The organism is Chryseobacterium lathyri, from assembly GCF_003290185.1.
GTDB classification, from domain to species: domain Bacteria; phylum Bacteroidota; class Bacteroidia; order Flavobacteriales; family Weeksellaceae; genus Chryseobacterium; species Chryseobacterium lathyri.
The window spans coordinates 72,234-86,679 of sequence record NZ_QNFY01000001.1; the positions used below are offsets into that span (position 1 = coordinate 72,234).

Annotated in this window: 13 protein-coding genes; 4 read left to right on the forward strand and 9 right to left on the reverse strand. The window is 35.0% G+C overall.

Annotation, left to right across the window (positions count from 1 at the left end; genetic code table 11):
• Positions 1-19: 19 nt before the first annotated feature.
• Positions 20-643, reverse strand: coding sequence for a hypothetical protein (locus tag DRF61_RS00255; protein WP_111952874.1), 624 nt, complete (start codon positions 641-643; stop codon positions 20-22).
• A gap of 343 nt (positions 644-986) precedes the next feature.
• Here DRF61_RS00255 and DRF61_RS00260 point away from each other — a divergent pair, with 343 nt between their 5' ends.
• Positions 987-1,592: a DUF4142 domain-containing protein gene (locus DRF61_RS00260; protein ID WP_111952877.1), complete on the forward strand. Its 606-nt coding sequence runs from the start codon at positions 987-989 to the stop codon at positions 1,590-1,592.
• Positions 1,593-1,682: 90 nt separating this feature from the next.
• Here DRF61_RS00260 and DRF61_RS00265 read toward each other — a convergent pair whose 3' ends face one another.
• The 7 genes from DRF61_RS00265 to DRF61_RS00295 form a co-directional block, all read right to left on the reverse strand.
• Positions 1,683-2,024 carry a nuclear transport factor 2 family protein gene (locus DRF61_RS00265; protein ID WP_111952880.1) on the reverse strand — a complete coding sequence of 114 codons (342 nt, stop codon included), beginning with the start codon at positions 2,022-2,024 and terminating at the stop codon, positions 1,683-1,685.
• Between the two features lie 74 nt (positions 2,025-2,098).
• Positions 2,099-2,458 (reverse strand): prevent-host-death protein, encoded by a 360-nt coding sequence (locus DRF61_RS00270; RefSeq protein WP_111952883.1) that lies wholly within the window; start codon positions 2,456-2,458, stop codon positions 2,099-2,101.
• A 370-nt stretch (positions 2,459-2,828) separates the two neighbouring features.
• Positions 2,829-3,755: a hypothetical protein gene (locus DRF61_RS00275; protein ID WP_111952886.1), complete on the reverse strand. Its 927-nt coding sequence runs from the start codon at positions 3,753-3,755 to the stop codon at positions 2,829-2,831.
• Positions 3,756-3,913: 158 nt separating this feature from the next.
• Positions 3,914-5,026, reverse strand: coding sequence for a hypothetical protein (locus tag DRF61_RS00280; protein ID WP_111952889.1), 1,113 nt, complete (start codon positions 5,024-5,026; stop codon positions 3,914-3,916).
• Between the two features lie 274 nt (positions 5,027-5,300).
• Positions 5,301-5,915 (reverse strand): response regulator transcription factor, encoded by a 615-nt coding sequence (locus DRF61_RS00285; protein ID WP_111952892.1) that lies wholly within the window; start codon positions 5,913-5,915, stop codon positions 5,301-5,303.
• Positions 5,908-8,919: a sensor histidine kinase gene (locus DRF61_RS00290; protein ID WP_111952895.1), complete on the reverse strand. Its 3,012-nt coding sequence runs from the start codon at positions 8,917-8,919 to the stop codon at positions 5,908-5,910. Before DRF61_RS00290 ends, DRF61_RS00285 begins: the two co-directional genes overlap by 8 nt.
• 181 nt (positions 8,920-9,100) lie before the next feature.
• Positions 9,101-9,517 carry a hypothetical protein gene (locus DRF61_RS00295; protein WP_111952898.1) on the reverse strand — a complete coding sequence of 139 codons (417 nt, stop codon included), beginning with the start codon at positions 9,515-9,517 and terminating at the stop codon, positions 9,101-9,103.
• Between the two features lie 437 nt (positions 9,518-9,954).
• Here DRF61_RS00295 and DRF61_RS00300 point away from each other — a divergent pair, with 437 nt between their 5' ends.
• The 3 genes from DRF61_RS00300 to DRF61_RS00310 all read left to right on the forward strand — a co-directional run bounded on the left by DRF61_RS00300 (position 9,955) and on the right by DRF61_RS00310 (position 13,694).
• Positions 9,955-11,712, forward strand: a complete 1,758-nt coding sequence (locus DRF61_RS00300) for a sensor histidine kinase (protein ID WP_111952901.1) — start codon at positions 9,955-9,957, stop codon at positions 11,710-11,712.
• A complete protein-coding gene (locus tag DRF61_RS00305) occupies positions 11,696-12,349 on the forward strand; it encodes a LuxR C-terminal-related transcriptional regulator (protein WP_111952904.1) in 654 nt (217 codons plus the stop codon). Before DRF61_RS00300 ends, DRF61_RS00305 begins: the two co-directional genes overlap by 17 nt.
• Before the next feature lie 790 nt (positions 12,350-13,139).
• The gene (locus DRF61_RS00310; RefSeq protein ID WP_111952907.1) at positions 13,140-13,694 is read left to right on the forward strand and encodes a thermonuclease family protein; all 555 of its coding nucleotides are present in this window, start codon (positions 13,140-13,142) and stop codon (positions 13,692-13,694) included.
• A 58-nt stretch (positions 13,695-13,752) separates the two neighbouring features.
• On the opposite strand, the gene DRF61_RS00315 is transcribed toward DRF61_RS00310, so the two are convergent.
• Positions 13,753-14,169, reverse strand: coding sequence for a hypothetical protein (locus DRF61_RS00315; protein WP_111952910.1), 417 nt, complete (start codon positions 14,167-14,169; stop codon positions 13,753-13,755).
• Positions 14,170-14,446: the final 277 nt, after the last annotated feature.

The window sequence follows — 14,446 nt, forward strand, 5'->3', positions numbered from 1 at the left end:
CTTACTGACTTAATATTGGCTAAAGAGTCATTCTTAAATTGACGTCTTCCACATCGCCATCTTTTTTAATGGTAACGGATTTTCGGATGTTTGCCTCACTAAGAATCTTAAAGTAATGATGCCCCTCTATTTCTCTTGAGCTTTGAAGAGTATTATTGATATAGGTATTCTCATAACCCAAGGTATAAGTCTGCTGCTTATCCTGTATGTAGTTGAACCCTGTGATCAGTAAATATTGTCCGGGCATAAGATTATTGATCTCGAAGCTGCCTTTATCATCCTTTACCTGTATTACTTTAATGCAGGCTCTGGCCTCTTTGTGCAATTCTACTATCTTACCTTCCTTTTCATACTTTTTGCTTACTTCCTGCCATTCTTTAAAATAGGCAGTTTGTGGCATTACAATAATAGACGTTCCTTTAGGTGCATATTGTCTTTTGTTGATGTTAAGAACTGCAATTCCTCTGATGCCCGATTGATTATCTTTAGCAAAAGCCTGCCCTTTAATTGTTGATTTGCCGCCTGTCATCAACTGTATGGTTTCACTTTTGTTAAATTGGGCTTTCTGCTCAACGGTGAATGACTGGGCACCAGCGATAGAAGAAAGCAGAAAAAAAGCTATGATATAGTAATGTTTTTTCATAACAATAATATTTTAGGTTTAAAACTGATAGGTTGTACATGACAAATATATCAAAAATACAAACACCGATATTAAATAGCTAAAAATCTGGATATTAATATTAAACAAAAAATTTATATCCTTTATTCAAAGCTTTTGGTCAGCTAATTTATCATTCAGGGTTGGAAGTTTATCTACCGCAAGATTCAGTTTAATTATAAACTGTATTTGTAGAAGATCGTAAGTTCAGTTTGATTATAAAAGACTTATTAAGTGCTGTTTATAAACGGATTGGCATCGCAGAAATATGAATTTTGGCAAATAAATTGTTGTATTTATTGATCATCACTTTAAAATTATTATTATGAAAAATTTTGTTTTAACACTTTTTGCAGCTGCTGCACTGATAGCCTGCAAAAAAACTGAAACCAAATCTGTAAATGAATCTACAGATGAGCAAATTGTATCTGCCCCTGCTGAATCTGGAATGACGGTTACTGATTCTACCAAAGTTTCTGAGGTTACTACAAATTCTCTGAGTGATCAGGACAAGAAATTTGCAGATGCCGCAGCAAAAGGAGGCCTGATGGAAGTAATGATGGGTCAGCTTGCAGCCACTAATGCTACTAATGCAAAAGTAAAAGCATTGGGAGAAATGATGGTAAAAGATCACAGTAAAGCCAATGACGAGCTCAAAAAATGGGCTGGAACAGCAGGCTACACACTGCCAACTGGCCTGGATGCCGACAAACAGAAGGAATATGATGATCTGAAAGCAAAAAAAGGTGCTGAATTTGATAAGAAATATACCGATCTGATGGTGAGTGATCATAAAAAAGACGTAGAAGAATTTAAAAAACAGGCCTCAGAAGGTAAGGAGGCATCATTAAAATCTTTTGCGAGCAAAACACTGCCCACTTTGGAGCATCATTTAATGGAATCTGAAAAAGCAAAGAATGCCGTAAAATAATATATAGTACGTATAGAATAAGCTCCTCTGTCATTAGAGGAGCTTTTATTTTTCAGAATGCTATCAAAATTCATTGGAATGGCTGAAGAATTATCTCTGGATAACAAAGCCTCTCAGCTCTGCCATTTTTCCGTCCTGGAATCTCCATACATCACAGTAATCATAGTCTGTCCATTGGTTGTCTTTGTTCAGCAGGCTTATTACACCTACTGCCGTTACATAGTCTCCTTCACTTATCATATATTCTACATCAAACTTTGGAGGCTCTCTGTAGGCATCTGCCAGATACTTCCATACCTCTTCCTTCCCGGAAAGAACCTGATCTCCTATAAATACCCACTTTGTATTTTCGCTGCAATACGAAAGAAAGGTTTCATGATCCCCCATTGATATGGCAGCATTGGCTTTCTCCAGAACAGTTTTATTATCCATGAGGCAGGTATTAAAAAGTATATAAATCAATAATGATTATCAGTATCCGGGATAATCATTTGGAAATAAAAGATTTAATTAAGCTGATAATTAACGATGACTAAGCTCAAAATGAAATGGACATAATCCTCCTGAGCTTCTTTTACATTCATCAGTTTGTTTTTATAGGCATAAGAATTCAGGACCTTTGTCAGTTTCTGGTAAGTTTCAAAATGGTCTCCTTTAATTTTGACTCTTCCATTGCCGTCTCTTGTTTTAATAATTTCATTATCCAGGGTTCTGACTTTAAATAAAGCATATGATAGTTTTGGCTGGAAATTCATTCGCCCTGTATATCTTTCAACTATATTAACCTTGAACGAGTCAAATACGATTGTGTTAAAAACAATTGTAGAGTAAGCATCCTGAGTATTAAGCTCAAGTGTATAGTTCATTTATTTTTATTTTTTACAAATTTACTCAGAAGCTTAAAACAATCAAAGTAAAATAGAAATTTAACTTTTTAATAACTACTAATCAATAGCTTTTTCGCTTACGGTTAAACATTTATGAAAAATAACTATGTCCGGTATTGGGCAGGACAAAAAATAATGAAGATAGTCTCTAAGCCTGATTCTAAAGTCTCCAGATAAGTAGATTCTTAATTCCAATGCCTGAGTAACAATTTATTGATAACATCCTTCAACCATAAATATAAATTAGAATCCCCCTTTTGTTTGGGAACAAATTGTTTTCTTTCTCATCATGTATGGCGTCATGTAATGATAGGAGGGGGATTAACTAATTTATATAATATTGTGCAGTTTAATTAGCAATTTTGTAACCGTAAAATGAACTTACCACTACCTGGTAAGTCGTCCCGCTGGTTACAGCTGCTGCTGAAGCCATACTCACGGTTTCTCCGGCATTCAGATAGGTGATGCATGAAACATTGGTTCCTACCAATATGCCGGGGCTCGACTGGTAAGACTGGACCAATATATTATTGGGAGTGGTACTGAAGTTTTTTACAAGATATAATATAGCCCATGCAAAATTGGGAGCACCTGCAAGCGCACCATTATCAAACTGGGTGGAGCCGTAGAACATATAATATCCGCTGGTAGCAGCTGTAAACCTTCCATTGGCTGTATTCATTACATTTCCTGTATTGATGACCGTTCCTTGAGGATAATTAATTTCAGCATTGATAAAGGGTCCGCTGGCTGTAGCAGGAAGTGACTGTCTTGTTGTAGTGCTTATGGTGGAAAAAGCATAAGTGGACGCTGCTGCGGGCAGACTGCTGGAGCTTGAGAGTAAAATAAGCTCCCATGTTGTATCGGTAACTGTTCCTTTACTTATAAAAAAGGCATAGTAACCCGGAGGTACGCTGACAGAAGCTACTCCTGCACCGCTTTGATTGTCAATGAGCTCTGTTCCGCTGGCGGCAATAGATAATGTTGCGGTACCGGTATTTTTGAAATGGTAGGTTCTTCCAATAAAATTGCCGGATCCGCTTACAGCGGCGGGTAGAGTTAAAGTACCATTGCTGTTGCCAGTGTAGGCTATATAGTAATCATTGGCGTCAACAGGACCGCTTGCTCCAGTAGTTTTATACGTTGCAGCAAATGAGCCATTAACGGTTAGCTTACTGCCCGGATCGCTGGTATTAATGCCTATATTTCCGGATTGAGAATACATCAGACTACTGTTTAAAAGGGCCATTAATGGCAGGAAAAACATTTTTTTCATATTAATAAGATTAAATGAATAAATAGCAGGTAAATAAATAATTATTAGTTTGATAAGGGAGAGTTGATTTTAAATGAACTGCTGCAGGAATGAGGGAATTTTGCAGCAGTTCAATTTTTCAGCTTTATGTATTTAGAATCATGGTTATTATCGTTTCCTTAATTTTGGAATTTTACAAAACTTAAGTAAAATGCAGGGTTACCTATGTTGAATCCTGCTGGTACATTTGCATTAGTTTTTACAGCGACAATGGAATAAGTACCGGGAGTAGAAAAATAAAGTACTCGGTTTTGATCTCTTGGTGACATCATCTGAACATCTGCAACGTTACAGTAAGTCCTCCAAATCTCACCGATTCCATCAATATAAAATCCATAATCATTACAGTTTGATTGTATTGTCACCCCACAACGGAAAAAATACCATCCTTTTGCAGGAATAGTTACTGAAATTCCCGTTGGAAGAAGGCCTCCTTGGCTTCCGGTAAAAGGATTTACGAGTGTTCCTGAATATGAAGTCCAGTTGTCGGCAAACGCAGTAGTAACAGTTGATGACCAGGTGGCTAAACCATTGGCGTCACTGGTCAGCACGTAGCCCAGCTGCTGGGTACCGTCTTTAATCTGTAGCGCACCATTGGTGGTTCCATTATCTATAACGATTTTAGAATTGGCGGCTCCGGCAGGTACCGTATTGGTTCCGATCAAAACTTTTCCGGTTCCGTTGACGCTCAGGTTATTTCCGGCAGTAGCAATATTAGTGGGTTGGGATAGAGTACCTCCTAATTTAACATCTGTGCCCGACAGATTAAGACCATTACTCGCTGTTATTGCACTATTGGCTGTTGTAACTTCCCAAGTGCTTGTAGCTCCTGTAAGTCCTGTATTAATTAGCTGAACACTTTGATTCGCTGGTACTGTAATACTCGCACTTCCATTAATGGTTTCCGGGGCAGCAGAATTTACCGTTATGGTAAAGTTTGTATTATTCTTGACCGTATACATTCGTCCCTTAAAATTTCCCACTCCGCTGATGGCTGCCGGAAGATTGAATACCGCATTGGCGGTACCATTATAAGAGACATGAAAATCCGACGAATTTAAATTGTAAACGGCTGCAGTTACTGCAAGATAATGGGCAGCTATAGAACCATTGACATCCATTGTAGATCCCGGATTTGGAGTATTTATTCCTACATTTCCAGATTGTGCAAAAATGACAGATGAAGTCACCAGCCCCACTATTTGTCCTAATTTTGTAATTTTTTTTAGCATTATTTTCAGTTTTATTTCAGTTTTACAGATTAGCTTTTATCTTAATTTGCTATGTATTACATAATGAAATTATTTTATAATGGGTTAATTATATGTTACTTAATGTTTAAAAAATTATGAATTTGAATGTTTTTTGCTTAAAAATTTTGAACATCTTTATTCATAATGTAAAAATATAGAAATATTACTACAGAAAACAGGGTGTTTCGTAGAATAAAATAAAGAAGCATGTAGAAAATTTTCTACATGCTGTGATTTATAAAAGGCTTATGAATCAGGAAATATAAGTTTGATATAATTTGATAAGGTCGGCTAGGTTCTTGGTTTTTAATTTATTGTGGATCCTTTTTTTATACGTGCTGATCGTTGGCATCTGTATCCCCATCTTATTGGAAATTTCTAAATTGCCGTTGCCCTCTACCATTAAAATAAAAATTTCGTACTCTCTCGTGGATAGATTTTTTATAGAATCTAATGGAGATTTCTGAAGCAATTGCCGTACAATAGATGGAGGATAATAAAAGCCTTCAGAAAATATTTTGTTTACGGCATCCGAGATTTCCTCAGATTTGCTGAGCTTGCTGATGTATCCGTTAGCGCCTTCTTTGATATACTGTACGGCCACTTCTTCTTCATAAGCCGAAAATATCAGTATTTTTATTGCAGGATCCAACGCCTTAATTTCGGTGATCATTTTTTTATTTTTGCTTTCCGGCATATTGATATCCAGAATAACAAGATCGTATTTCCGTTCTGAAATTTTTCCAAGGGCTTGAGGATAATCTTCAGCCTGGTCTATAACGACCCCCGGAATCCGTGACTCTAAAATCATGCTTGTACCTACCAGAACAATGTCGTGATCATCAGCAATAAGAATATTCTTAATCATTTTTTTTATTCGTTAAAATCAGTTTGAATGAAGTTCCTTTTAATTTATTTTTTTTAAAGACAATTTTCCCTTCTATCATTTGCAGAAGCTGTAAAACAAGGTGAAGTCCCATCCCGTATTTTTGCAGCAATAATTTTTCATTCTCAATATTGTCCTGAAGCTTTGTATAATATTCTATCTTCTTTTCGTCCATCCCAATTCCGGTATCTCTTATCAACAGGGTAATGGTGTTTCCTTCCGCATGGCTCTCTATTGTGATGAAGCCGTCTTTTGTGAACTTTACAGAATTATCCAGTAGATTATGAACAATTGCAGACAGGATATTCTTACTGATCCAGACCCATAGCGTTTTGTCTACATTATTGATGATGAGGGTGTTATTGTTCTCTGCGATAGCATTGAAAAGTATTTTCTTTTCCTCTATCAGCTTATGCAAAGAGTAAAGCTCTGTTTTATCAGACCGGTGATGCGTATAGATATCCGCATATTCTTTCAGGGTAATAGTAAAATTATATAACTGATCCGAAGATTTGTAAATAGAGTTAAGGATCTTTTCACGATGCTGTTCATTAAAGCCATTCCTGTTCAAAGCTTCCTTTGCGGTGAGCGCAATAAACTTTACCGGAGTTGTAATGTCATGGGTAATCGTTCCGATGAGTTTTTTTTGCTGTTCAATTTCTTTATGGAGTTTTATTTTTGTAATCTCTAGTTTTTCTACAGTATCAGAGAGGCTTTTTGTGCGGGAGTTTATAATTTCTTCCAGTTCATGGTTTTTCTTTTCCAGGAAATGTATTCTCCACTTGACCAAAAAGTACAGCAGCAGCAGGATTATGGACGAAAGAAATATTTTAAACCATACCGTCTGATAAAAATAAGGCGGAATGATAATATGTATTTTTTTATAAATGTATTCTCCCTTATCGGAAATGAGTGTTCTCACTACGAAAGAATGATTTCCGTAAGATAGGTTTGAAATGGAAAATTTTCCGTCTTTTCCTATAGGCTCCCAGTTGGCGTTGGGTATTCCGCTCAGCTTTGCTTCTATAATTAGATTGTCGGGATTTGAATAATAGGGAACATCAATAAAAATATCAATACGATTGGATTCTGGTTTTAAATTGAGTACTTTATCGAAATATTGTTCTTTGTTATCAATAACGGCCCTTTCTATATAAACGTTTCCGGGATAATAGCTTTTTACTTTCAATGGATCGAAGAAAACCAGACCATCTAAAGAAGGAAGTACAAATTCTCCATTTTTTAGCCTGTTACCACATACATTACTACCGCCATTGAATTCGTTGGTTTTGAAACCTGAATCTTTTGAAAAACGGTAATAATTGACTTTTAATTTCCTATTCCGAACATACTGAAGCAACTGGCTTTCCGGAACTCTGTAAAGTCCGTTGTTGGTAGGGATCCAGAAAAATCCGCGTGAATCCTCTAAAATGGTATGTGAAGAAGAAATATTGTTGTTGGTATCATAAGGCATTTTGATCAGGCGGTTGTTTTTCAGCAGATAAAAGCCTTTCCCTAAAGTGGTGATCCAGAAATTACCGTCTTTTGACTGTATAATACTGCGGATTGACAGCTCGTTGCCGGGATTTAGCTGGAGTATTTTATTGGTTTTTAATGATACTTTGTACAGTTCTTTCGTGGTGCCTACCAATATATGTTCTTCATCAAACTTCAAGGCTTTGACAGGCTCATTATTAAAAAAAAACTTTTTTTTCAGTGAATTGAAAGACAGGTCCTTATAGATCAGAAGGAATCCGCTGTAGGCGGGAGTTCCACTTTTTTTAGGCTGCAGCTCTAGGGCATAATACCTCTGGGCGTCCGAGAAGAAGTCTACTAAATCGAATTTTTTTTTAAAAGTACTTTTCGTATAATAAGATTTTTTCTGATAGGTTATCAGATCGCTTGCCTTACGCGCAATGATGTTTTCTTTCTCATCATAAGCCATGAAGAATGGAACGATACTGTTAAATTTTTTGTCTTCTACAAGTCCGTTACGGTCATAGATCTCTCCGAAAGTGGTAATAACTGAAGAATGACTGTAAGGTAAAGTATTATAAAAAACAGATTCAGGTTTTGAAGGGGGTCTCTGGATGGTAACAAAATCTGGAAAACTGATAATCTGCAGGCCGTTGGTACTGCTTCCCAGATAAAGCTTCTTGTAAACTGTATCATAATATATGCTGATGATATTTTTTGCAATATCATCAAGCTGTACAAGTTTTGTTACTTTTAATGTTTTTCCTTCATATTGGCACCTGTAAATGCTGTTTTTATTGATGATAAAAACCTGATTATTAATCAGGCTCCAGTACACCTTGCTATGGATGTCCGTCAGTAATGGCTCATGGTAATAATCAGCGATTTTTCCCTTTTCTATTTTTTGAATGTTTTTTGACTGATAATCAATAAAGAACACTGATTTATCAATTACAAAGATTCTGGCAATGTTCTTATAGAATGCCTTGATATTTAGATTCTCTTCTTTTTTAGAAGTGGCATCTATATATTGAAGAGAGTTCTGCTTTATAAAATAGGTACCTTCTTTAAGGGGAAAATACAGATTCATGCCTGGCGATGTAGTGTAAGTGTAATTGGAGCTATATAAAAAGTAATTCATGTGGTCTTTAAATATAAAATGCGAATTCTTTTTTATGGAGCGTATTACCTTAGGGGACTTTTGGTGTATAAGCACGGTTTTTGCGTAATCTGCTGTAGTATAGATGCTGTCTTTTTCGGGGGAGCCGTAGAAATACCTAAACCGTTGACTGTTTAGCGGAAGATTCCTGTAAACCAGGAATTTCATTCCATCATACCTTACAATTCCGTTTTCAGTGGTCAGCCATATAAAACCATATCTGTCTTTAATAATATCTTTTACACTGTTCTGTGGAAGCCCGTTGTCTGTATTATATGACTGAATGTTATATTGTTGGCTGTAAATAATGAAAAAAAAGAAGAACAGAAAAGCGGAAGTATATTTTTGCACAAATCTTTTTATTTTAATGGTACGGCAAAGTTATTACTGAATTTGTAAAAACAATATCAATAAAAGGTTTTTTTTTAACATTTGGCAAAAAAAAATAAAATAGAGTATTGTCTGTATTATTTTTCGGTTGACAGAAATTTAAGTTTTTTGGTTTCAGGTATTTAACAGTTTTCTATTCTTGTTAATTAGCTTTGGGAGGTGGTGGAGGCGGCGGATTCATCTTGTTGATCTCTTCTAGGGTCGGCGGAACAATATGTTCCAGGACAACCGTTTTCCTGAAAGGAAACTGTTTTTTTGAAAGCTTCTCATGATAATCAAAATAATAGACATCTTGATTATAATATGAGGCTTCGATAATCAGTAAGCCGTTTTCATCAAAATAATCTTCAGAAATTGTATGCTTTAAAACACCTTTATTGTCAGCGGTAGCCTTCTCAACTATAATACCGCCTTCTTTGGTGTCTTTAATGAAGATCACGCTAACATTGGGCGCATGTTGATTGCTGTCAGTCACAAAACTGAGTTCCAAACTGTATTGCTTTTGTGCCGGAACATATAAAAAGCAAAATAAAAAAAACACAAATGACAGAATTTTCATAGCAGAAATTTATGTTAAGTTAGAATAATTATTCCGAATTATAATGTATATTGCCCATCTTGAGATTGATTTTCATTTCAGGGGTTGTAAAGCCTATTAAAATTATGTATAACATGGAAATTGACATTTTTTTTACCATGAAAAATTATGTACTTAGAAAAAACTAACGATTATTGTTTTCAATATGTGTGTCTGAACAGGAAAATATACTTACACTGAATGAAATCCTGGAGTTTTCTTAGATTTTTGTAATTTCAAATAAAATTAGTTCTCTGTATTTATCACCTGTTTACTGTTATGAGAAGACAAAAATTACTTTAACTTTGCCAAAGGAATGATATAGACATTAGCATGATTTTGGTAATGTGATGATGGCGTTAAAAACTAATACCTGCAGACTTAGATAATCAGAAAACTATTTTAGCTGATAAAAAGATATGAAATATAAATTCTTAGATTTTAAATTGAGAAAAGTTGTTCATTACTCATTAATCCTGTGTATATTGTTGATACAGGTTATTATAGCCATATTTTTTTACAACGAATTTGTCAATGAAAAAAAGCTTCAGTTTATTAAAAATCAACTGGACGAAAGTAAAGCATTGGGCGGTTTAACGGATAATTCGAGGAAAGATTTCATGGATGCACAGAATTACTTTCAAAAGTATGTGATCAGCCAGGATGACAAAGATCTGAAGCTATACTTTGAATCTCTTAAAAGATTAAATAGCAATTTCGAAAAAATAAATGATTATGGAGATACAAATCTGGGACTGAAAAATAAACTGGCAAAGCAAAAAAAAGATACTCTGAAAATTGTAAAGCTACAGACGATTATAGACTCTGTATATCAATATTCTTTGAAACCGCCTGTAACAATCATCCCGGATCAGCATTGCGAGCTGGAAAGGTATAAAAACATGGACGACTTTGAAGATCTGAACATACAAACCCAAACCTATTCAGATACCATCAAAAAGAAAGGCCTCATGGGGCGTTTAAAAGACGCAATATCAGGTAAGGTAGATGTACAAAAGGAAAGTACCGTGATTACCATGACCAATAAAAAGCCGGCTAATCTTTCTAAAATAAAACTTAGGATGGATAGCCTGGCGAAATCTATGGATAAATATTATACCACCGAGGTTAAAAAAATCCAGCGTTCTACAGTTCAGAAGCAGCAATCCATGGCAGAAAGCCAGCGTGAAAATATAAAGTTCTACGGTAATTTCAGTAAATTATTGGTATACAGCAACGGACTGATCAATGTTTATGAAAAAGCTATTAAAGAATTTAAATCCGATTTAGAAAAAGAATATAACAAGCAGAGCTCCAGGAACAACAGAATCAGGACCTATCTCGTACTGGGATTAATGGTCTTAATGTTTATTGTATCCATTCTGATTATGTATTTTACAAGAATAGCATTCATATACGAAATGAAGCTTAATGCCGCGAATAAGGAGATTAAAAAGAGTCTTAATTTCAAAAACAGAATTCTTGGAATGCTGAGCCACGAGCTGATGTCGCCTCTGAAGATTATCAATATCTTTATTGATAAGATCAACAGGACCACAAAAGATGAGACCACCAAAGACTACCTTAAATCAATAAAGTTCACCAACAGTACCTTGCTTATACAGTCCAACCAAATTCTTGAATACACAAAAAACCAGGAAGTTGAGAAAAAACTGGTAAAAACCGTCTTTAATCTTAAGGATGAGATAGGGTCTATTGTAACAGCTATTACGCCTTATATAGAAACAAGGAACAATAAATTTCTGGTAACAGACAGAATTCCTGCGGATTTAGTTGTAAATTCAGATAATATAAAAATTAACCAGATATTTATGAATATCCTGGGAAATGCCAACAAGTTTACAGAAAACGGACAGATCGATCTTTCTATGGCAACTGAGAAAGTAGATGAAAATACCATTTCTCTGATCACAACAGTAGGGGATACCGGTGTGGGAATTTCAGATTCTGATCTGGAGAAAATTTTTGAACCTTATTATCAGGGGATGATCTCTGATAAGATTGATAATTTCGGGGCCGGATTGGGATTGAATTTATGCAAAGAAATCATAGAGCTGTTTAATGGAGAAATATCAGTTTCAAGTAAGCTGCATAAAGGGACAAAGGTAACATTCAGAATAAATTTAAGCATTAATCATCATGGAAGCACCAACTGAAAATAAAGAGATTATATTTCTTTTAGCGGATGATCACAGTATCGTTCGCCAGGGAATTGCGATTCTCATCGATGAAATTGTTCCAAATTCTAAAGTTTATCAAACCTCATCATCACAGCAGATCGTAGAGCTGGTACAGTCAAAAGGAGTGGAAATAGCTATTATTGATGCTCATTTTCCGGACGGCAACAGTCTCCATGTTTTACCATTGATGAAAGCTGTGAATCCGGATATTAAAATTTTAGTCTTCACGGGTCTGGAAGAAGATCTGCATGTGCTGAAATTTATTAAAGCCGGAGCCAGCGGATATGTAAGCAAATTAAGTGAGGAAGAAGAAATAAGACAGGCAATTTCAGATATTGTACATAAGGGAGAATATTTCTCTCCGCTTTCTCGTAACTTGATGCTGCAGCTGGTTCAGAATCCGGATTTAATCAACCCGCTTAGCCGTTTAACCAAAAGAGAGCTGCAGATTGCAGAAATGTATGCAGAAGGTTATGGCAACCTGGAAATTGCAAATGATCTGGATATAAAACAGAATACTGTGAGCACCATAAAGAAGAATATTTTTGATAAATTAAAAATAGAAAACCTTGTCGAATTGATCGATCTCATCAATACTCATCACAAAATATAGGATTTTCTAAGATCCGTTCCTCATTTCTTCCCCGTTAAAGCGTTTTATCGATAAACATCTATGGCTTTATCGATATATATCGATGTCAACTATAAGAAATATTTCCTCCTAATGTTGTTACTTTGTCTCAGTAAAATTAACCAAAGATACTTTCTGATTTTAGTACAACGGTAAGTTTTATAACACACACATAAATGATGAGATAAATATAAGTGTATGCATGGCCTTGAAGAAACTTCTCGAAAGCTGATTATTAAAAACACAAATTAATATAGAGAAGCAGGCTTGGTCTTTGTAGGTCATTTTATACATAAAAAAGGGAGACAATAGTCTCCTTTTTTTATTGGGGTAATGCCAGGATAGAATTACACCCGGGATAAACTTTTATTTGAAAAATATCTATGGCTTTATCGATATATATCGACGCTAATTACAGAGAATATTATTCCTTAATGTTGTTACTTTGTCCTAATAAAATTTACCAAACGGAATATATTAACTGAAAAAGTTTTTTAATACAAACGGTAGGCTTTATTAGAACACAAATGATGAAACAATATTAGGTATGAATGATCTTTAAGTAACTTCTTAAACTCGACTTAAAAAAACACAAAATTAATATAAAGAAGTTTATAGATCATTGATACAGAAAAAGGGAGGCAATTAGCCTCCTTTTTTATTGAGCGGTAATTCTGAGCACTTCATATACTTTTTGTTTTTTCAGAGTGGATTAAATAAAAAAACTTCGTCTGGTAAGGGGATTTGGAAATAAATTACATAATTTCGCATCATGAGAATATTTCTTTCGGCACTACTGTGCTTTCCTCTTTTATTCTTCTCACAAACAACAGCTAAAGTAGTTGGGATTTCAGACGGAGATACAATTACGGTCTTACTGGACGGAAATGTACAGAAAAAACTTCGGCTGGCAGAGGTAGACTGCCCCGAAAACCGGCAGCCATTTGGAAAAAATGCGAAAAAGTTTACCTCAGATCAGGTTTTTGCAAAGCAGATCAGGTTTATAGAAACCAATAAAGACCGCTATGGACGTTCAGTAGCTAAAATATACTATGACAATGGAAAATATCTTTCCGCAGAAATTATAAAAGCCGGGTATGGATGGTGGTACTATTCCTATTCTAAAAATGCTGATCTGGGAAAAATGCAGGAAACGGCAAAAAATAAAAAGCTAGGACTCTGGCAGGATAAAAAAGCAGTCTCTCCCTGGGATTTCCGTAAAGAACAGCGCGAAAATGCTAAAAAAAAACGGCTTCAAAAACAACTGCTGGAACATCAGGCACAAAAAGAAAAAGAACAGGGCTTCGGGAATAATAAGACGGTATAAAATAAGAAACCGCTGCAAAAAAGAGCAGCGGTTTCCTTATAATCAACATAATAATAAACTAAGACTCTGTCTTTAACAGTCCTAAATTAAAAGCTGCAGGTTCCTTTCCGAAAAGACACGAGAAAATATTCTGAAACTCATGAATATATTTGCATTTAATGGAGTTTCCATATATTTTCAAACCCTCAAGGATTTTCCTTGAACTTAAATCAATATCATATTTAATAAATGGTTCGGGTCTTTCATAACGGATTCTTTCATTTGAGCTGTAGGTTCTCAGGAACCCAAATTTTTCAAGCCATTCCTCTGTTATGCAAATGGGTTTAAGAGAATCTGCCGGAACTGAAATGCTGTGGATGTCATTTTCTATTTTTACAAAATAATCGTGACCTCTACCCTGAAATATTTCAGTGATGGTGTAAATCTGATTTTTGTACTCAACTAAGTTTTTAATTTTAAGATCTGCTGCATTCATAATATTTTGAGTTTAGAAAGGTGTGTTTGTGAATATTTAATTGCAAATATTATGCCCTGACTAATAGTAAATATCCTGTATTGTTAATGTTTTTATTAATTTTTAACATAAATAATTAATTATATGTTAAAATAATACGGAAATTAACTGAATTGGTAGAAAAATAGAATATTTTGTGTGGTACCTATGTGGTATCTATTGTTTCGTTAAAGAGTTTTAATATCTCTTAATCTTCTGTTCCAAGCAGATCTGAAATAAAATTTCACATTTATCTCAA